The following is a 19,542-nucleotide window of genomic DNA, read 5'->3' on the forward strand; positions in this document are numbered from 1 at the left end:
GCTTTTGTGGACATTGCGCTTGTTTTTTACGGGAGCTACCCCCATCTTAAAAGCCAAGGGTAATCCCGCCTGTTTACGGCCTCATGGCCGCCGCTGAGCCGAAATCATGAAGACAACCATCGAATTGCCTCTCCTGCCATTGCGCGATGTAGTGGTCTATCCGCACATGGTCATCCCGCTTTTCGTCGGGCGTGAGAAATCCATCGAGGCCCTCGAGGCAGCGATGACGGGCGACAAGCAGATCCTGCTGGTGGCCCAGAAGAACCCGGCCGTCGATGATCCGGATGATCAGGATCTGTATCGCGTTGGCACCGTTGCCACCGTCCTGCAGTTGCTCAAGCTGCCCGACGGCACCGTCAAGGTGCTGGTCGAAGGTGAGCAGCGCGGCTCGATCGAGCGTTTCATCGAGCTCGATGATCATTGCCGTGCCGAAGTGCAGCTGATTGAGGAGGGCGAAACTGCCGAGCGTGAATCTGAAGTCTTTACTCGCAGTCTGCTCAGCCAGTTCGAACAGTACGTGCAGCTGGGCAAGAAGGTCCCGGCCGAAGTCCTGTCTTCGCTCAACAGCATCGATGAGCCCAGCCGCCTGGTCGACACCATGGCCGCTCATATGGCGCTGAAGATCGAGCAGAAGCAGGAAATCCTCGAAATCACCTCGCTGTCCGCTCGCGTCGAGCACGTACTGGCCCTGTTGGATGCCGAGATCGACCTGCTGCAGGTCGAGAAGCGTATTCGTGGGCGCGTGAAGAAGCAAATGGAGCGCAGCCAGCGTGAGTACTACCTGAATGAGCAGATGAAGGCCATTCAGAAAGAGCTGGGCGATATCGATGAAGGTCATAGTGAGCTCGATGAACTGCGCAAGCGCATCGATAACGCGGGGCTGACCAAGGAAGCCTTGACCAAGGCCAATGCCGAGCTGAACAAGCTCAAGCAGATGTCGCCGATGTCCGCTGAAGCCACGGTGGTGCGCTCCTATATCGATTGGCTGGTGAATGTACCGTGGAAGGCCGAGAGCAAGGTTCGTCTGGATCTGGCGCGTGCCGAGACCATTCTCGATGCCGATCACTACGGTCTGGAGGAGGTCAAGGAGCGCATCCTCGAGTATCTCGCCGTGCAGAAGCGGGTGAAGAAACTCAAGGGGCCGGTGCTGTGCCTGGTCGGCCCGCCTGGCGTGGGCAAGACCTCGCTGGCCGAGTCCATCGCCACTGCCACCAATCGCAAGTTCGTGCGCATGGCGCTCGGTGGCGTGCGTGACGAGGCCGAGATTCGTGGTCACCGCCGCACCTACATCGGCTCGATGCCGGGTCGTCTGATTCAGAAGATGACCAAGGTCGGCGTGCGCAACCCGCTGTTCCTGCTCGACGAGATCGACAAGATGGGTCAGGACATGCGCGGCGATCCTGCCTCGGCGCTGCTCGAAGTGCTCGACCCTGAGCAGAACCACAATTTCAACGATCACTATCTGGAGGTCGACTATGACCTGTCGGATGTGATGTTCCTCTGCACCGCCAACTCGATGAACATCCCCGGCCCGCTGCTGGATCGGATGGAGGTCATTCGCCTGCCGGGTTACACCGAGGACGAGAAGGTCAACATCGCCATCAAGTACCTGGCGCCCAAGCAGATAAAGGCCAATGGTCTGAAGAAGGGTGAACTGGAACTGGATGAGTCGGCGATTCGCGACATCATTCGTTACTACACGCGTGAAGCTGGCGTGCGCAGTCTGGAACGGCAAATCGCCAAGGTCTGCCGCAAAGTGGTCAAGGAACATGTGCGCGAGAAGCGTTTCCAGGTCAGCGTCAGTGCAGATTCCCTGGAGCACTTCCTGGGGGTGCGCAAGCATCGCTATGGTCTCGCTGAACAGCAGGATCAGATCGGTCAGGTGACCGGTCTTGCCTGGACACAGGTAGGCGGTGAGCTGCTCACCATTGAGACGGCTGTGGTGCCTGGCAAGGGCAATCTGATCAAGACCGGCTCGCTGGGTGATGTCATGGCAGAGTCGATGACGGCGGCCATGACGGTGGTTCGCAGTCGCGCGAAAAGCCTGGGGATCCCGGCTGATTTCAACGAGAAGCGCGACGTTCATATCCATATGCCGGAAGGTGCCACGCCCAAGGACGGCCCGAGCGCGGGCATTGGGTTGTGCACGGCGCTGGTATCGGCATTGACTCAGATTCCTGTGCGGGCGGACGTTGCCATGACCGGAGAAATCACCCTGCGTGGCCAGGTACTGGCCATTGGTGGTCTCAAGGAAAAACTTCTGGCAGCTCATCGGGGTGGGATCAAGACGGTGATCATTCCCGAGGAAAATGTGCGTGATCTGAAGGAAATTCCGGAAAATATTAAGCAAGACCTGCAGATTAAACCGGTTAAATGGATTGACGAGGTCCTGCAAATTGCGCTGCAATACGCCCCGGAGCCCTTGCCCGATGCGGCTCCGGAGATGGTTGCAACGGATGACAAGCGCGAGTCTGATTCCAAGGAGCGAATTAGCACGCATTAGCCGGAGGGCTTCCTTGACACAATTTTTGAGCCCTTGTTATAAAGCGGCTTTTATTGTGTCGGCAGGCCATCCAGCACCCGCTTTGCTTACACTAAAAATCAAGAAACAAACTCAACAGAAATAAGGGGACTTAGAGTGAACAAGTCGGAACTGATTGATGCCATCGCTGCATCTGCTGATATCCCGAAAGCTGTTGCTGGCCGCGCGCTGGATGCAGTGATTGAATCCGTCACTGGCGCTCTGAAGGCTGGTGACTCCGTTGTGCTGGTTGGCTTCGGCACCTTCGCTGTCAAAGAACGTGCTGCTCGCACTGGTCGCAACCCGCAGACCGGCAAGCCGATCAGCATCGCTGCTGCCAAGATCCCAGGCTTCAAAGCTGGCAAGGCTCTGAAAGACGCCGTCAACTAAGCGTCTTCTGGGTTTGCCTCGCCGACCAGGTTCAGCCTGGCGGCTGTCAAGGGGCAGCGCAGGTAGTCCTAGACTCTTCTGCTCTGACCGCTTGACGCGTTACGAGAAGGCGCATCCAAGGATGCGCCTTTCTTCTATCTGGACATTACCCACACTGCGCGGCTGGTGACTCTGTACAGTCGTTCTGGGGGAAGCATGCTGCAAAACATCAGGGACAATTCACGCGGTTGGATTGCCAAAATCATCATCGGCCTCATTGTGATGCTGATGGCGTTTACCGGTTTCGAAGCCATCGTCACAGGGACCAGCAATCGCAACAATGCGGCCGACGTGAACGGTGACACCATTACCCTCAACGAGCTCAACCAGGCCGTTGAAATGCAGCGTCGTCAACTGCTGCAGCAACTGGGTCGCGATTTTGATGCCTCGTTGCTCGATGACAACCTGCTGCGTGAGGCTTCGCTCAAGGGCTTGATCGAGCGCAAGCTGCTGCTGCAAGCAGCCGATGACGCTCATTTCGCCTTCTCGCAGGGATCGCTGGATCAGGTGATTCTGCAAACTCCCGAATTTCAGGTAGATGGCCGCTTCGATGCCGCACGCTTCGATCAGGTCATTCGCCAGATGGGTTACACCCGCTTGCAGTTCCGCCAGATGCTGGAAGAGGAAATGCTGATCGGGCAACTGCGTGCCGGTCTCGGTGCCAGTAGCTTCGTCACCGAGCAGGAGGCGCGTGCCTTCGCCAATCTCGAGCGCCAGACCCGCGACTTCGCCAGCCTCACCATCAAGGCCGATAGTACAGCGATCGAGTTGAGCGATAGCGACGTCAGCGCCTATTACGACGAGCACGCCAGCGAGTTCATGAGCCCTGAGCAGGTCGTGCTGGAGTACGTCGAACTGCAGAAGGACAGCTTCTTCGATCAGGTCGAAGTCAGCGATGACGACCTGCAGCCACTGTATGAGAGCGAGATCGCCAACCTGGCTGAGCAGCGTCAGGCTGCGCACATCCTTATCGAGGGCGATGACCAGGCCGCGCGTACCAAGATCGAAGAGATCAAGGCGCGTGTGGACGCTGGCGAAGACTTTGCTGCCCTGGCCAAGGAGTTCTCGCAGGACCCGGGTTCGGCTGCCGATGGTGGTGATCTGGGTTACGCCGGCCCTGGCGTTTACGATCCGGCCTTCGAGGAGGCGCTTTATGCCCTGCAGCAGGGGCAGGTTTCCGAACCGGTACAGAGCGAATTCGGCTGGCATCTGATCAAGCTGCTGGGTGTCCAGGCTCCAGAAGTGCCAAGCTTCGACAGTCTCAAGGACAAGCTGGCGCGTGACTTCAAGGCGCAGCAGGTCGAGCAGCGCTTCGTCGAGGTGACCAAGCAGTTGGAAGACGCTGCATTCGAAGCATCGGATCTGGCTCAGCCGGCCCAGGAGCTAGGGCTTGAGGTCAAGACCAGCGAAGCCTTCGGTCGTGAAGGTGGTGCGACTGGCATTACTGCCAACCGTCAGGTGCTGCAGGCTGCATTCAGTCCTGAAGTTCTGGAAGATGGCACCAACAGCTCGACCATCGAGCTGGACCCGAGCACCGTCGTCGTCGTGCGCGTCAAGGAACACAAAAAGCCCGAGCAGCTGCCTCTGGAACAGGTCGCTGAAAGCATTCGTGCCCATCTGCAGCAGGAGCGTGCCAGTGCCGCGGCCAAGGCCGAGGGTGAGAAGCTACTGGCTGCTGCCCAGACTGGTGAGCAGGTTGCTACTGATTGGCAGGTCCAGGAGGCGGCCACTCGCAGCCAGGATGGCGTCGAGCCTAAAGTGCTTCAGACGTTGTTCCGCATGCCCAAGCCAGCCAAGGCGGGTGAGCCGACTTTCGCCGGTGTGACGTTGAACAATGGCGACTACGTCGTGCTGCGCCTCGATGGTGTGAATGTGCCGGAAGAAGCGCTGGCTGACGAAGAAATCGCCATGTATCGCAACTTCCTGGCGTCGCGAGCTGGTCAGCAGGACTTCGCCGCACTGCGCAAGCAGCTGGAAGCCCAGGCTGATGTCGAGCGCTTCTAAAGTCGCTCAGGTGCCTCCTACGGAGGCTTGAGCAGGCAATAAAAAACCCGCACGTCGTGCGGGTTTTTTATTGCCTGACAAGACGCCGCTGGCGGCACCGAGTCGCGCCCGGCGCCGGGGCCGGGCGCTAACCTGTCAGTCTTCCATGGCGCCCATGGCGGTGGTGTTGAAACCGCCGTCGACGTACATGATCTCGCCGCTGATGCCCGAAGCCAGGTCGGAGCAGAGGAAAGCGCCGGCATTGCCGACTTCCTCGATGGTGACGTTGCGGCGCAGCGGAGTCTGCTTCTCGTTGGCGGCCAGCATCTTGCGGAAGCTGGCGATGCCGCTGGCAGCCAGGGTACGGATCGGACCAGCGGAGATAGCGTTGACGCGGGTGCCTTCCGGACCGAGGCTGCCGGCCAGGTAGCGTACGCCGGCCTCCAGGCTGGCCTTGGCCATGCCCATGACGTTGTAGTTGGGCATGGTGCGCTCGGCGCCCAGGTAGGAGAGGGTGAGGAGGCTGCCGTTGCGGCCTTTCATCATCTCGCGACCCGCCTTGGCCAGGGCAACGAAGCTGTAGGCGCTGATGTCATGGGCAATCTTGAAGCCTTCGCGGGTGGTGACGTCGGTGAAGTCGCCGTTGAGCTGATCGCCGGGAGCGAAGCCGACCGAGTGGACGATGCAGTCCAGGCCATCCCATTTTTTGCTCAGCGCTTCGAACACCGAAGCGATTTCCTCGTCGCTGGCCACATCGCAAGGGAAGCACAGGTCGGCGCTGGAGCCCCAGCCGGCAGCGAAGTCTTCTACGCGGCCCTTGAGCTTCTCGTTCTGGTAGGTGAAGGCCAGCTCGGCACCTTCGCGGTGCATGGCGGCGGCGATGCCCGAGGCGATGGACAGTTTGCTGGCAACGCCAACGATGAGTACGCGCTTACCGGTTAGAAAACCCATTGTGCTATTCCTCTTCCTGTTTCAAGGATCAGTGAGCCGTTGCCGGGGCCAGAAAAGCGGCTTCCAGCAATTGCTGCGTATAAGGGTGTTGCGGTGCACTGAAGATCGACTCTGCAGACCCTTGTTCGACCACCTGGCCCTGCTTGACCACCATCAACTGGTGGCTCAGCGCTCTGACTACCGCCAGGTCATGGCTGATAAACAGATAGGTCAGGTTGTACTTGGCCTGCAAGCCGCGCAACAATTCCACCACCTGACGCTGCACCGTGCGGTCGAGCGCTGAAGTGGGCTCGTCGAGCAGGATTAGCGCCGGTTTCAACACCAGTGCCCGGGCAATGGCAATCCGCTGCCGTTGCCCGCCAGAAAACTCGTGGGGGTAGCGATGCCGCGTCTGCGGGTCCAGCCCTACCTCCAAAAGCGCGTCGATGATGGCTTGTTCCTGCTCCGCCTCGTTGCCCATACCGTGAATGCGCAGACCCTCACCGACGATCTGGCTCACCGACATGCGTGGGCTCAGGCTGCCGAAGGGGTCCTGAAACACCACCTGCATCTGCCTACGCAGCGGGCGTACTTCCTGTTGGCTCAGGCCCTGCAACTGCTGACCCTGGAAGCGGATGTCACCGCGACTGGAGAGCAGCCGCAGAATCGCCATGCCCAGTGTGGATTTGCCGGAACCACTTTCACCGACGATGCCCAGAGTCTGGCCCTGGGGCAGGCTGAAGTTGATGCCGTCCACCGCTTTGACATGATCCACCGTCCGGCGCAGCAGGCCCTTTTTGATCGGGAACCACACACGCAGGTCGTCCACTTCCAGCAGCGGCTGGCCCACGGGGTTGGCCGCAGGGTCGCCGCTGGGCTCGGCGCCGAGCAGTTCCTGAGTGTAGGGATGCTGCGGAGCCTGGAACAATTCTTCACACGACGCCTGTTCGACGATGCAACCGCGCTGCATGACACATACGCGGTGGGCAATTCTGCGAACCAGGTTGAGGTCGTGGCTGATCAGCAGTAGCGACATGCCCAGGCGCGCCTGCAGATCCTTGAGCAACTCGAGGATCTTCAACTGTACGGTGACATCCAGGGCGGTAGTCGGCTCGTCGGCGATCAGCAGTTGAGGTTCATTGGCCAGGGCCATGGCGATCATCACGCGCTGCCGTTGGCCGCCAGAGAGTTCGTGCGGGTAGGCCTTCAGGCGCTTCTTCGGTTCCGGGATGCCGACCAGCTCGAGCAGTTCCAGGGTACGCGCGCTGGCGGCCTTGCCGCGCAGGCCCTTGTGCAGGGCAAGCACCTCGTTGATCTGCTTTTCGATGCAGTGCAGCGGGTTGAGCGAGGTCATCGGCTCCTGAAAGACCATGGCGATACGGTTGCCGCGAATGCCGCGAAGGCGGCCTTCGCTGAGCTTGAGCAGGTCTTCACCGGCGTACTCGATGCTGCCGTGTGGATGGCGCGCGAGCGGGTAGGGCAGCAGGCGAAGGATCGAGTGCGCGGTGACCGACTTGCCCGAGCCACTTTCACCGACCAGGGCCAGGGTCTCGCCTTTATGAATGTCGAAGCTGACGTTCTCGACCACACGCTGGCAATGCTCGCCCGTGACGAACTCGACGGCCAGGTCGCGTACTTGCAGCAGGGTTTCGTTCTGGCTCATGTCATTTCCTCGGGTCGAAGGCATCGCGGGCGGCTTCACCGATGAATACCAGCAGGCTCAGCATGATCGCCAATACGGCGAAGGCGCTGATACCCAGCCAGGGTGCCTGCAGGTTGCTCTTGCCCTGAGCGACCAGTTCACCCAGCGATGGCGCGCCAGGGGGCAGGCCGAAGCCGAGGAAGTCCAGAGCCGTCAGGGTGCCGATCGCGCCAGTGAGGATGAAGGGCATGAACGTCATGGTCGAGACCATGGCGTTGGGCAGGATATGGCGAAACATGATGGCGCCGTTCTCCATGCCCAGCGCCCGCGCCGCGCGCACGTACTCAAGATTGCGCCCGCGTAGGAACTCGGCGCGCACCACGTCGACCAGGCTCATCCAGGAGAACAGCAGCATGATGCCCAGCAACCACCAGAAATTGGGCTGCACGAAGCTGGCCAGGATGATCAGCAGATAGAGCACCGGCAGACCTGACCAGATTTCCAGAAAGCGTTGACCGATCAGGTCGACCCAGCCGCCATAGAAGCCCTGCAGCGCGCCGGCGATCACACCGATCACCGAGCTGGCCAGGGTCAGGATCAGGGCGAACAGCACTGAGATGCGAAAGCCGTAGATCACTCGTGCCAGTACGTCACGGCCCTGATCGTCGGTGCCCAGCCAGTTCTGCGCCGAGGGCGGTGCAGGTGCCGGTACTTCCAGGTCGTAGTTGATGCTCGAATAACTGAATGGAATGGGCGGCCAGATCATCCAGCCGTCCTTTTCCGCGATCAGGTCCTGAATGTAGGGGCTCTTGTAGTTGGCCTGCAGCGGGAATTCGCCGCCGAACACGGTTTCCGGGTAGCGCTTGAGCACCGGGAAATACCAATCCCCGTCGTAGCGCACGGCCAGCGGCTTGTCGTTGGCGATCAGTTCAGCACCGAGGCTCAGGCCAAACAGGATGAGAAACAGCCACAGCGACCACCAGCCACGCTTGTGTGCCTTGAAACGGTCGAAGCGGCGTCGATTTAGAGGGGAAAGTTTCATGCTCAACCCTCCCGGCTTTCGAAGTCGATACGCGGATCGACCAGGGTGTAGGTGATGTCACCGATCAGTTTCACGATCAGCCCCAGCAAGGTGAAGATGAACAGGGTGCCGAACACCACCGGATAGTCGCGGTTGATCGCCGCTTCGAAGCTCATCAGGCCCAGGCCGTCGAGGGAGAAGATCACCTCGATCAGCAGGGAACCGGTGAAGAAGATGCCGATGAAGGCGGCGGGGAAGCCGGCGATGATCAGCAGCATGGCGTTGCGGAATACGTGGCCGTAGAGCACGCGATTGTTGGTCAGGCCCTTGGCGCGGGCGGTCACCACGTACTGTTTGTTGATCTCGTCGAGAAAGCTGTTCTTGGTCAGTAGGGTCAGGGTGGCGAAGTTGCCGATGACCAGTGCCGTAACCGGCAGCACCAGGTGCCAGAGGTAGTCGAGAATCTTGCCGCCGAGGCTCAGTTGCTCGAAGTTGTTCGACGTCAGGCCGCGTAGTGGGAACCAGTCCCAGTAGCTGCCACCGGCAAACAGCACGATCAGCAGGATGGCAAAGAGGAAAGCCGGAATGGCGTAGCCGACGATGATCGCCGAACTGGTCCAGACGTCGAAGGCGCTGCCGTGGCGGGTGGCCTTGGCGATCCCCAGTGGGATGGAGACCAGATACATGATCAGGGTGCTCCATAGCCCGAGCGAGATCGACACCGGCATCTTCTCGATGATCAGGTCGATGACCTGGGCGTCGCGAAAGAAGCTGGAGCCGAAATCCAGCTGGGCGTAATTCTTCAGCATGATCCAGAAACGTTGTGGCGCCGGCTTGTCGAAGCCGTACATCTTTTCGATCTCGGCGATCAACTGCGGATCGAGGCCCTGGGCGCCGCGATAGTTGGAGCCGGCCACCGACACTTCGGCGCCGCCACCGCCGATGCGCCCGGTGGCGCCGCCAGCGGCCGCATCGAAACCCTCCAGCTTGGCGATCATCTGTTCGACCGGGCCGCCGGGCGCGGCCTGGATGATGATGAAGTTGATGACCAGAATGCCGAACAGGGTCGGAATAATCAGGAGCAGACGGCGAAAGATATAGGCCAGCATGTTATTGCTCCGCCTGTTCTGCGGCTTGCTGCGGGGCCTCGCTCGGCTGCTCCAGGTCCGGGCGCACCCACCAGGTGTGCAGACCGATGTCGTAGAGCGGCGTCACCTTCGGATGCTCGAAGCGGTTCCAGTAGGCGACGCGCCAGGTCTTGATGTGCCAGTTGGGGATCACGTAATAACCCCACAGCAGCACGCGATCGAGGGCGCGGGTGTGGGCGATCAGATTCTGCCGGGAGTCGGCGTTGATCAACCCCTCGACGATCTGGTCGATGGCTGGGTCCTTGAGGCCGATGAAGTTGCGGCTGCCGGGATTGTCGGCGCTGGAGGAGTGCCAGTATTCGCGTTGCTCGTTGCCCGGCGAGTTGGACTGGCCGAAGCCGCTGACGATCATGTCGAAGTCACGTGAGCGCAGGCGGTTGACGTACTGCGAAACGTCGACGCGACGAATCACCAGATCCATGCCGAGATCGGCCAGGTTGCGCTTGAATGGCAGCAGCACGCGCTCGAACTCGGTTTGCGCGAGGAGGAACTCGAAGCTGACCGGCTGACCATTGGCGTCGAGCATGCGATCACCTTCGATACGCCAGCCGGCTTGCTGCAGCAACTGGTAGGCGCGGCGCTGTTGCTCGCGAATGATGCCGCTGCCGTCGGTGACCGGTACGCGGAACTCTTCGCTGAATACCTCGGCCGGTATCTTGCCGCGTAGCGGCTCGAGAATCTCCAACTCGTCTTCGCCAGGCAGGCCCTGTGAGCCCAGTTCGGAATTGTCGAAGTAGCTGCGGGTGCGGAAATAGGCGCCGTTGAACAGGCGCTTGTTGGCCCATTCGAAGTCGTACAGCAGGCCCAGGGCCTCACGCACGCGGCGATCCTGGAACTGCGGGCGACGGGTGTTGAAGATGAAGCCCTGCATCCCGGTAGGGTTGCGGTTCTGGATTTCTTCCTTGATCAGTTGGCCGTTGGCAACCGCCGGAATGTTATAGGCCGTGGCCCAATTCTTCGCGCTGGTTTCCAGCCAATAGTCGAACTGGCCCGCCTTGAGCGCCTCCAGGGCAACGGTGTTGTCGCGGTAGTAGTCGATCTGGATGGCGTCGAAGTTGTAGAAGCCGCGACTGACGGGCAGATCCTTGGCCCACCAGTCGTCGACCCGCTCGTAGCGGATGCTGCGGCCGGGCTGGACGCGGCCGACCTTGTACGGGCCGCTGCCCAGCGGTACGTCAAGGTTGCCCTTGCTGAAGTCGCGCTCGGTCCACCAGTGTTTGGGTAGCACCGGCAGTTGGCCGACGATCAGCGGCAGCTCGCGGTTGCCAGCGTGCTTGAACACGAAGCGCACGCTGTGCGGTGATTCCACTTCCACCTGCTCGACATCTGCGTAATAGCCGCGGTACATCGGGGCGCCTTTTTCCATCAGCGTATCGAAGGTGAACTTGACGTCCTCGGCGGTGACCGGCGTGCCGTCGTGGAAGCGGGCTTCCTTGCGCAGGAGAAAGCGCACCCAGGCGTTGTCAGGTGCCTTCTCGATCTTTTCCGCCACCAGTCCGTAGGCGGTGAAGGGCTCGTCCATGCTCTGCACGGTAAGCGTGTCATAGATCAGGCTGATCTCGTCGGCAGCCACGCCCTTGCTGATAAAGGGGTTGAGGCTGTCAAAGCCGCCGAAGCCCGCTTCGCGAAAAGTGCCGCCTTTGGGCGCTTCGGGGTTGGTGTATTCGAAATGCGTGAAGTCGGCGGGGTATTTGGGCGGCTCGTCATAGAGGGTGACGGCGTGTTTGGGGGCGGCGAAGGCAAGGCCGGCCAGACCGAGCAGAATGAGGCTGCTACCTTGGAGCAGGAAACTGCGCAGCGGGTGGATCATCGAGCGTTCTCCGTGGGCTTCAGCCACCAGGTGCGCAGGCCCAGCGTGTAGGGCGGCGTGGTGACGAAGGCGAACCGGTTGCGGTACGCCAGGCGGTGATAATTGATGTACCAGTTGGGAATGCTGTAGTGCTGCCAGAGCAGGACTCGATCCAGGGCCCGCGTGGCTGCTATCTGTTCGTCTCGAGTCTGCGCCGAAAGCAGCTTGTCGATCATCGCGTCGACCACCGGATCGTTGACGCCAGCATAATTCTTGCCACCCTTGATGTTCACCTGGCTGGAATGGAAGTACAGCGATTGCTCCAGGCCTGGGCTGAGGGTTTGCGGCAGGGTCAGCAGAATCATGTCGTAGTCGAACTGGTCAAGGCGTTGCTTGTACTGGGCGCGGTCAACGGTGCGCAGGTTGGCGCGTATGCCGATACTCGCGAGGTTGGCAGTGTAGGGCTGGAGAATGCGTTCGAGGCTGGGGTTTACCAGCATGATCTCGAACTCGAGGCGTTGACCGCGTGCATTACGCAGCTCCTGGCCGGCAGGCTTCCAGCCGGCATCGGCCAATAGACCGAGGGCGCGGCGCAAGGTTTCCCGGGGGATGCCACGGCCGTCGGTTACCGGTTGGGTCGGGGCTTCGGTGAACAGGCGTGCGGGCAGCTTGTCGCGATGTGGTGAAAGCAACAGCCACTCCGCGCCCTCGGGTTTGCCGGTGGCCGAGAATTCGCTGTTGGGGTAGTAACTGGCGGCACGTACGTAGGCATTGTTGAACAGCGCGCGATTGGTCCACTCGAAATCGAACATCAGCCCCAGTGCCTCGCGCACCCGGCGGTCGCTGAACAGGTCGCGGCGCGTGTTCATGAACAGCGCCTGGGTCTGGGTCGGGATCTGGTGTGGTATCTCGGCGCGAATCACATCGCCACGGGTCACGGCCGGAAAGCGATAACCGTTGCCCCAGTTCTTGGCCTGGTTCTCGATGTAGAAGTCGAATTCACCGGCCTTGAAGGCTTCGAAGGCGACATGGTTATCGCGGTAGAACTCCACTTCGATGCGGTTGAAGTTGTACTTGCCGCGATTGACCGGCAGATCCTTGCCCCACCAGTCCTTCACCCGTTCGAAAACCAGACGGCGGCCGGGCACAACCTGAACGATGCGGTATGGCCCGCTGCCCAGTGGCGCATCGAAGGTGGTGCTCTTGAAGTCGCGGTCTTTCCAGTAGTGCTGCGGCAACACAGGCAGTTCACCCAGGCGCAGGATCAGCAGCGGGTTGCCGGCGCGCTTGAAGACAAAGCGGATGCGGTGGCGGCCCAGAATGTCGACGCGTTTCACTTCCTGCAGGTTGGTACGGTACTGCGGGTGACCGTCATTGCGCAGCAGGCGATAGGAGAAGGCCACGTCGTAGGCGGTGATCGGCTTGCTGTCGTGAAAGCGCGCTTCTGGCCGCAGGTTGAACACCACCCAGCTGCGGTCCTCGCTGTACTCGACGCTTTTCGCGATCAGGCCATAACTAGAGGCAGGCTCATCCCCCGAGGGGTCGTAAGCGCCCGTGCCAACCATCAAGGGTTCGTTCAGCTCGTTGGCGCCGTACTGCAGGAAATGCGCCGTGCTGATCGGGCTGCTGCCCTTGAAGGTATAGGGGTTGAGCGTATCGAATGTGCCGGACGCCATGATGCGCAACGTGCCACCTTTGGGCGCATTGGGGTTGACCCAGTCAAAATGACTGAAGCTGGCAGGATACTTGAGTGTCCCGAACTGGGCGTAGCCGTGGCTCTCGCTGATAGTCGCAGAGGCGGGAAAGCTCAAGGCCAGGCTGAGGAACAGCAGTAGGAGGGGACGCATCGGGCGTGAGATCCGATCCATGGCGGCGTTTGGGCTTCTGGGTCGGTACAGTAACAGCTTGTATGGACAGGAAAAAGAGTGCTGCGGTGGGCAGGCGGTTACGACACGATGACATACACTTCAGGGACACACCATGAGGGTACGAATTTGTCGGAACGAAGCCATGGTTTGCAGTCATGGATCGATCGCCTGAACCAAGCAGAACTGCCCGCGCTGGCTACAGTGGTGCAGGATCTGCAACGCCTTGCGCAGCAGGATTCTGCGTCGGTACAGCAACTGGCAGATGTGTTGTTGCGTGATGCGGCACTGACCAGCAAGGTGTTGCGGGTCGGCAACAGCGTCTACTACAACCCTTCCCAGGAAACCATAAAGACCATCTCGCGAGCCATCGTACTGATCGGCTTCGACAATGTGCGCCTGATCAGCCTTTCTGTGAGCCTGGTAGACGGGCTGCTGACCCGCGCTCCGCGTGAGCAGTTGCAGACGTTGCTCGCGCGGTCGTTCCACGCTGCGGTGCAGGCGCGCAACCTGGCCGGGTATGTCATTTCCGGACACACCGAAGAGGTATTCATCGCTGCGCTGCTCCATCATCTGGGCGAATTGGCGTTCTGGGGCTGTGGTGGGGCGCAGGCTGACGAGCTGGCCGACGCGCTTGAACGCCCAGGTGTCGATGTCGATGAGGCGGTGCGCGAGGTGCTTGGTGCCAGCTTTCGTCAACTTACCCAGGCGTTGCTGAAAAGCTGGAACCTGGGCGAAACCGCCATCCTCGCCCAGGCGGGCGCCAGTCAGCATGATCCGGCCGCCTATGCCGTGCAGTTGGGCGTGCGTATCAGCGAGGCGGCGCTGGATGGCTGGGATTGTGCAGAGATGGAGGACGTGCTGGGAAAGGTAGCGGCATTTATCGAACTGACTCCGGAGGAAACCCTTCAGCAGGTGCTTGCCAGTGCTGATGAAGCGGTCAAGGTCGCCTCGACCTTCGGGGCCAGCAAGTTGTGCCGGCTGATTCCCAATACCGATCCCGAGCAGATTCGCCAGCAGCAGGAAGAGCGTCGTGCGCGTTTGCTGCAGCCGGATCTGCTGGTGATGCAGCAGGCTTTGCAGGATCTCGGCCTGATGGTCAATGCCAGGGCCGATGTCGGGCTGGTGCTCGACACCTTGCTCAAGGGCTTGCATCGAGGCGCTGGTCTGGAGCGGGTGATGCTCACGGTTCTGGCCGACGGGCAAAGCCGCTTTCGCGCCAAACGGGTGATCGGTGAAAAAGCTCAGCAATGGCTGGAAGACTTCGTGTTGCCGGCCGAGCAGGCGGAGCAGCCACATATCTTCAGTTATGCGTTGCGCCATCGTGAGGCGATCTGGATGGGCGTGCCCGCCAGCTACAACCTGGCCGAGTTGGTAACCCAGCCTATTCGGCGCAGTCTTGGCGCTGGCATGTTTTTCATCGCGCCGATAATCGCCGGTACGCGGGAGATCGGCGTGTTATATGCCGACAGCAGACTGTCCGGTAGGGCATTGCGACATGAGCAGTTCGTGGCGTTTCAGCGCTTCACTCAACTGGCGGGGCGTTGCCTGGAGGCGATCAGCAAGCGCTGATCACGGCAGATAGAGGGTCAGCATTTGCCCGGGGCGCAACGTGCTGCTACGCGGGTTCCAGGCTTGCAGGTGCTTGAGGTCGATCTTGAAGCGCTTGGCGATCACGTACAGCGAGTCGCCATGCTGGACGCGGTAGTAAGTGGCCTTGTCCCGTGAGCTGGAGCTGTTGCGCGTCGTGCTGGCAGCCCGTGGTGCGCTGTCAGCGGCAGCCAGGTTGAGCACCTGGCCGACTTTCAGCTGATTGCCTTGCAGCTTGTTCCAGTGCTTCAGATCATGCACGGCAACCTGATTGGCGCGAGCGATCTGCCACAGGTTGTCGCCATTCTTCACCTGATAGGTTCGGCCGGCCGCGCTCTGCGCGGTGTTGCGCTGTTGATACAGCGGCGCGCTTGGTTGCGCGCCAGGTTTGCCGGGAATGGTCAGCACCTGGCCGATGCTCAGGTTGTTACTGCTCAGGCGGTTGACGTCCTTGAGCATGCTCACTGACAGATGATGACGGTTGGCGATGGCGTGCAGGCTATCGCCAGAACGCACGGTGTAGCGCTGCCAGTCGACCATTTCCTGCGGTTTCATCAAGGCCAGGTTGGCGCTGAGCATCTCTGCTTTCTCGGTCGGTACCAGCAGATGTTGCGGGCCGTCGAGGGTAATGCCGTGCTTGTAGGCGGGGTTGAGCTGCAACAACTCCTGTTCATCGAGGTCGGCCAGTTTGGCGACGCGGGCCAGATCCATGTGCTGCTTGATTGCGATCTGTTCGAAGTAGGGTTCGTTGGCGATTGGTGAAAGGGTAACGCTGTAGGCTTCCGGCGTCAGGATGACCTGTGACAGCGCCAGTAGCTTGGGCACGTAGTCCTCGGTTTCCTTGGGCAGCGGCAGGTTCCAGTAGTCGCTGGGCAGGCCGAGTTTCTCGTTACGCTCGATGGCACGACTGATGCGACCTTCGCCAGCGTTGTAGGCCGCCAGGGCGAGCAACCAGTCGCCGTTGAACATTTCGTGCAGACGGCTCAGGTAGTTGAGCGCGGCTTCGGTCGAGGCGGTGACGTCGCGGCGGCCGTCGTACCAGTTGGTCTGGCGCAGGTTGTAGTAGCGGCCGGTCGAAGGAATGAATTGCCAGAGGCCGACCGCGTGCGCCGAGGAGTAGGCCTGTGGGTCGTAAGCACTTTCGATCACCGGCAGCAGCGCCAGCTCCATCGGCATGTCACGTTCGGCCAGGCGTTCGACGATATAGTGGATATAAGGCGCGCTGCGCTCACTGACGGTATTGACGTGTTTCGGGTTGCTGGCATACCACAGGCGCACGCGTTCGATACGCGGGTTGATGCCGATTTCATCCTGCAGCTTGAAACCGTCGCGCACGCGCTCCCAGATGTCGGTGTATTCGCGAGGTTTGACTTCGTTGCTACTCAGCCACTCGGCCTCACGCTCCAGACCAATGGCACGAGACGTATCGGTAGAGTGATCCGGGGTGTCACTGGGCAGGCTCTGACAGCCGGCCAGAATCATGCTGCACATCACCGCGAGCGCTCGGGAGCTTCGCGCTAATACCTTTATATTCAATGGCTTGCGTGATGTTAAAGGCATTGGTTGAGGTGTATGTCCCGGCGAAAAGATCGGGCGATTCTAGGAATCGGGCCGGGGGTGGTCAAGTTTTCGCCAGTCTTGATCTGGTCTTTTGCGGGGCTGTCGACCTTTTTCCCTGTGACTAAAACCTGTCTTTCCAGGCACGCAGGCTAGCGAATACGGCGCTTGGCTCGCTCGGCTGCCGGTCGTCGCGTCCTTTGGCCGCAGCGATGATCGAAGGCTCGCCAACACGCAGGAAAGGATTGGTGGCCAGTTCCAGTTCGATGTTCGACGGCAGGCTGATACGGCCCTCGTCGCGCCAGCGGGCCACTTCGGCCAGGCGCTCGTTCAAACGTGCATTGTCCGGTTCAACAGCGTGGGCGAAGCGCAGATTGCTCAGGGTGTATTCGTGGGTGCAGTACACCAGCGTGCCGGCGGGCAGTGCTGCCAGGCGGCTCAGGGATTGGTGCATCTGTTGCGGTGTACCTTCGAACAGGCGCCCGCAGCCGCCCGCGAACAGAGTGTCGCCACAGAACAGCAGGTTCTGTTCGGCGTGGTAGTAGGCGATATGACCGAGGGTATGGCCGGGTACGGACATGACCTCGAAGTGCAAGCCGAGCACCTCGATCTCGTCGTTGTCGTTCAGGTCGATGTCACGGGCCGGGATCTTTTCCGCCGCCGGGCCGGCGACACGGGCATCGGTAGCCGTCTTCAGTTGCTCGACACCGCCAACATGATCGAAGTGATGATGGGTAATCAGGATGTCGCTGAGCGTCCAGTCAGGATGGGCCTGCAGCCAGGCCATGACGGGGGCCGCATCACCGGGGTCGACCACGGCGCAGCGTTTGCTGCCGACGTCCTGCAGCAGCCAGATATAGTTGTCATTGAAGGCGGGCAGTGCGTCGATCTGGATCATTGCGGGTCGCTAAGCGAGTGATAAAGGTGCATCTTAGACACGACATGCAGAACCTGTCATGTGGAGGCAGCGATGACTGATCAGGCATTCGCCCAGGCCGACCCTGAGTGGCTAAAACTCATCGGCGAGGCGCGCGACTGGCTTGCCGGGCCGCTCGGCCAGCTGTTGCTGGAAGAAGAGCGGCGCTTGCTGGAAGAAGAGCTGGCGCGCTTTTTCGGGGGCTATCTGGTGAGCTACGGCCCCAGCGCCGAAGGCCCGCCCAGCGCGGGGCAGATCCAGCACAACGTGCGTCTTGGCGCGCCGATGCCAGGCGTGCAGATCGTCTGTGAGGAGCAAGCCTGGCCCTTGGGTGAGCACGCCGCCGATGTGGTGGTGCTGCAGCATGGTCTGGATTTCAGCCTGTCGCCTCACGGCCTGCTGCGTGAGGCGGCTCGCAGCGTCAGGCCTGGCGGGCATCTGTTGATCCTGGGTATTCACCCCTGGAGCGCCTGGGGCGTGCGTCGGTTGTTTGCCCGGGACGGTTTGGCCAAGGCGCGTTGCATCGCGCCGAGCCGTGTCGGTGACTGGCTGAGTTTGCTGGGCTTTGCGTTGGAGAAACGGCGGTTCGGGTGCTATCGTCCGCCGCTCGCTTCGCTGGCCTGGCAAATGCGCCTGCGGCGAATGGAAAGCTGGGGCGATGCCTGGCAGTTGCCGGGCGCCGGTTTCTATCTGTTGGTGGCGCGTAAGCTGGTGGTTGGCCTGCGTCCGTTGCGGCAGTCGCGTCGGGAGCCGATGGGCAAGTTGCTGCCAATGCCGGTGGCCAAGGTCAGTCGGCGCGATCTCGATAACTGAATGCCAGGCTGCGGCCAAACAATTCTGTACAGAGTTTATGAATGTCTGAAACCCATGATGTGGTGATTTACACCGACGGTGCCTGCAAAGGCAATCCCGGCCCCGGAGGTTGGGGCGCGCTGCTGGTGTACAAAGGCGTGGAGAAGGAGCTTTGGGGCGGCGACCCCAATACCACCAACAATCGCATGGAGCTGATGGCGGCGATTGCCGGCCTGATCGCGCTGACCCGGCCGTGCTCGGTCAAGCTGGTGACCGACTCGCAGTATGTGATGAAAGGTATCCAGGAATGGCTACCGAACTGGAAGAAACGCGGCTGGAAGACCGCCTCGAAAGAGCCGGTGAAGAACGCCGACCTCTGGCAGAAGCTGGATGAGGAAGTGAATCGCCATCAGGTGAGCTGGCAGTGGGTGCGTGGGCATACTGGCCATCCCGGCAACGAGCGTGCCGACCAGTTGGCCAATCGCGGTGTCGACGATGTGCGTGCGGCGCGCTGAGCGGTGACATGGCACCTGAGTTAAGATGCTGCGCTGAATGTGCGGCAACCCGAATAGATGAGAGAGGCAAGGCGTGACAACCGAGAACACCGTCAAGCGCTACGTAGTGCTGGATACCGAAACCACGGGTATGCCGGTCACTGACGGGCACCGCATCATCGAGATCGGTTGTGTCGAATTGTTGGGCCGCCGTCTGACCGGGCGTCATTTCCACGTTTACCTCAACCCTGATCGTGAAATCGACGAAGGCGCCATCGCGGTTCACGGCATTACCAACGAGTACGTTGCCGACAAGCCGCGCTTCAAGGAGGTCGCCGATGAATTCTACGAGTTCATCAAGGGCGCCCAGCTGATCATCCACAACGCGGCGTTCGACGTTGGCTTCATCAACAACGAGTTCGCCCTGCTGGGGCAGAGCGAGCGTGCCGACGTCAGCGATTACTGCTCGGTACTCGATACCCTGATGATGGCGCGCGAGCGCCATCCGGGGCAGCGCAACAGCCTGGATGCGCTGTGCAAGCGTTACGGCGTCGACAACTCCAACCGCGAACTGCACGGCGCCTTGCTCGACTCGGAGATTCTCGCCGACGTCTACCTGGCGATGACCGGTGGCCAGACCAATTTGTCCCTGGCCGGCGAAGGCTCTGATGGCGATGGCAGCGGGCGCCAGCAGGCCACGCCGATTCGCCGTCTGGACGCATCGCGGCCACGCACTCGCGTCATTCACGCCAGCGAAGAGGAGCTTGCAGCGCATCTGGCGCGCCTGGCCGTGATCGAGAAATCCGCTGGTGGCCCGTCGCTGTGGGCACAGTTGGAAAAAGCGCCGGAATAACCGAACAGCGCA

General features: G+C 60.8%; 15 protein-coding genes. 7 read left to right on the top strand and 8 right to left on the bottom strand.

The genetic code is table 11. The features are described 5' to 3' along the window. The first annotated feature begins 106 nt into the window (after positions 1 to 106). From lon to H3221_RS19030, 3 genes are all read left to right on the top strand, one after another. Complete coding sequence (lon, locus tag H3221_RS19020) at positions 107 to 2,503, top strand: endopeptidase La (protein ID WP_196474879.1); 2,397 nt, start codon at positions 107 to 109, stop codon at positions 2,501 to 2,503. A gap of 135 nt (positions 2,504 to 2,638) precedes the next feature. After that, positions 2,639 to 2,911 (top strand): nucleoid-associated protein HU-beta, encoded by a 273-nt coding sequence (gene hupB / locus H3221_RS19025; RefSeq protein WP_003239952.1) that lies wholly within the window; start codon positions 2,639 to 2,641, stop codon positions 2,909 to 2,911. Between the two features lie 195 nt (positions 2,912 to 3,106). Further along, a complete protein-coding gene (locus H3221_RS19030) occupies positions 3,107 to 4,954 on the top strand; it encodes a SurA N-terminal domain-containing protein (protein WP_196474878.1) in 1,848 nt (615 codons plus the stop codon). A gap of 135 nt (positions 4,955 to 5,089) precedes the next feature. Here the strand turns inward: H3221_RS19030 and fabI are convergent, their stop codons facing one another. The 6 genes from fabI to H3221_RS19060 are packed head-to-tail and all read right to left on the bottom strand — an operon-like array spanning position 5,090 to position 13,310. After that, entirely contained in the window at positions 5,090 to 5,884 is a 795-nt protein-coding gene (fabI, locus tag H3221_RS19035; protein WP_074678102.1) for an enoyl-ACP reductase FabI, read from the bottom strand. 28 nt (positions 5,885 to 5,912) lie between these two features. Continuing rightward, the gene (locus H3221_RS19040; RefSeq protein ID WP_196474877.1) at positions 5,913 to 7,526 is read right to left on the bottom strand and encodes an ABC transporter ATP-binding protein; all 1,614 of its coding nucleotides are present in this window, start codon (positions 7,524 to 7,526) and stop codon (positions 5,913 to 5,915) included. Position 7,527: 1 nt separating this feature from the next. Next, on the bottom strand, positions 7,528 to 8,547 hold the full coding sequence (locus tag H3221_RS19045; RefSeq protein WP_196474876.1) for an ABC transporter permease: 1,020 nt from the start codon (positions 8,545 to 8,547) through the stop codon (positions 7,528 to 7,530). 2 nt (positions 8,548 to 8,549) lie between these two features. Continuing rightward, a complete protein-coding gene (locus H3221_RS19050) occupies positions 8,550 to 9,635 on the bottom strand; it encodes a microcin C ABC transporter permease YejB (RefSeq protein ID WP_196474875.1) in 1,086 nt (361 codons plus the stop codon). Between the two features lies 1 nt (position 9,636). Beyond that, entirely contained in the window at positions 9,637 to 11,484 is a 1,848-nt protein-coding gene (locus H3221_RS19055; RefSeq protein ID WP_196474874.1) for an extracellular solute-binding protein, read from the bottom strand. Continuing rightward, positions 11,481 to 13,310 carry an extracellular solute-binding protein gene (locus H3221_RS19060; RefSeq protein WP_196474873.1) on the bottom strand — a complete coding sequence of 610 codons (1,830 nt, stop codon included), beginning with the start codon at positions 13,308 to 13,310 and terminating at the stop codon, positions 11,481 to 11,483. The genes H3221_RS19055 and H3221_RS19060 overlap by 4 nt, the downstream gene beginning before the upstream one ends. A gap of 147 nt (positions 13,311 to 13,457) precedes the next feature. Between H3221_RS19060 and H3221_RS19065 the strand changes: the two genes are divergently transcribed. Then, entirely contained in the window at positions 13,458 to 14,900 is a 1,443-nt protein-coding gene (locus tag H3221_RS19065; protein ID WP_196474872.1) for an HDOD domain-containing protein, read from the top strand. On the opposite strand, the gene H3221_RS19070 is transcribed toward H3221_RS19065, so the two are convergent. Then, positions 14,901 to 16,478 (bottom strand): lytic transglycosylase domain-containing protein, encoded by a 1,578-nt coding sequence (locus H3221_RS19070; RefSeq protein ID WP_196474871.1) that lies wholly within the window; start codon positions 16,476 to 16,478, stop codon positions 14,901 to 14,903. It lies immediately after the preceding gene. 121 nt (positions 16,479 to 16,599) lie between these two features. After that, positions 16,600 to 17,373, bottom strand: coding sequence for a hydroxyacylglutathione hydrolase (gene gloB, locus H3221_RS19075; protein WP_196474870.1), 774 nt, complete (start codon positions 17,371 to 17,373; stop codon positions 16,600 to 16,602). Between the two features lie 72 nt (positions 17,374 to 17,445). Here gloB and H3221_RS19080 point away from each other — a divergent pair, with 72 nt between their 5' ends. From H3221_RS19080 to dnaQ, 3 genes are all read left to right on the top strand, one after another. Further along, complete coding sequence (locus H3221_RS19080) at positions 17,446 to 18,204, top strand: class I SAM-dependent methyltransferase (protein ID WP_196474869.1); 759 nt, start codon at positions 17,446 to 17,448, stop codon at positions 18,202 to 18,204. Between the two features lie 41 nt (positions 18,205 to 18,245). Next, on the top strand, positions 18,246 to 18,698 hold the full coding sequence (gene rnhA / locus H3221_RS19085; RefSeq protein ID WP_021488942.1) for a ribonuclease HI: 453 nt from the start codon (positions 18,246 to 18,248) through the stop codon (positions 18,696 to 18,698). A gap of 73 nt (positions 18,699 to 18,771) precedes the next feature. Then, on the top strand, positions 18,772 to 19,530 hold the full coding sequence (gene dnaQ, locus H3221_RS19090) for a DNA polymerase III subunit epsilon (RefSeq protein WP_196474868.1): 759 nt from the start codon (positions 18,772 to 18,774) through the stop codon (positions 19,528 to 19,530). The last annotated feature ends 12 nt before the right edge of the window (positions 19,531 to 19,542 follow it).

This window comes from Pseudomonas chaetocerotis (assembly GCF_015712105.2).
Classification (GTDB): Bacteria; Pseudomonadota; Gammaproteobacteria; order Pseudomonadales; family Pseudomonadaceae; genus Aquipseudomonas; species Aquipseudomonas chaetocerotis.

Bases quoted from the DNA above. Each gene is read 5' to 3' on its own strand.
- H3221_RS19040 (WP_196474877.1), bottom strand. From the start codon at position 7,526: ATGAGCCAGAACGAAACCCTGCTGCAAGTACGCGACCTGGCCGTCGAG.
- gloB (WP_196474870.1), bottom strand. From the start codon at position 17,373: ATGATCCAGATCGACGCACTGCCCGCCTTCAATGACAACTATATCTGG.
- H3221_RS19080 (WP_196474869.1), top strand. From the start codon at position 17,446: ATGACTGATCAGGCATTCGCCCAGGCCGACCCTGAGTGGCTAAAACTC.
- fabI (WP_074678102.1), bottom strand. From the start codon at position 5,884: ATGGGTTTTCTAACCGGTAAGCGCGTACTCATCGTTGGCGTTGCCAGC.
- H3221_RS19050 (WP_196474875.1), bottom strand. From the start codon at position 9,635: ATGCTGGCCTATATCTTTCGCCGTCTGCTCCTGATTATTCCGACCCTG.
- H3221_RS19070 (WP_196474871.1), bottom strand. From the start codon at position 16,478: ATGCCTTTAACATCACGCAAGCCATTGAATATAAAGGTATTAGCGCGA.
- H3221_RS19045 (WP_196474876.1), bottom strand. From the start codon at position 8,547: ATGAAACTTTCCCCTCTAAATCGACGCCGCTTCGACCGTTTCAAGGCA.
- lon (WP_196474879.1), top strand. From the start codon at position 107: ATGAAGACAACCATCGAATTGCCTCTCCTGCCATTGCGCGATGTAGTG.
- H3221_RS19030 (WP_196474878.1), top strand. From the start codon at position 3,107: ATGCTGCAAAACATCAGGGACAATTCACGCGGTTGGATTGCCAAAATC.
- H3221_RS19060 (WP_196474873.1), bottom strand. From the start codon at position 13,310: ATGCGTCCCCTCCTACTGCTGTTCCTCAGCCTGGCCTTGAGCTTTCCC.
- H3221_RS19055 (WP_196474874.1), bottom strand. From the start codon at position 11,484: ATGATCCACCCGCTGCGCAGTTTCCTGCTCCAAGGTAGCAGCCTCATT.
- rnhA (WP_021488942.1), top strand. From the start codon at position 18,246: ATGTCTGAAACCCATGATGTGGTGATTTACACCGACGGTGCCTGCAAA.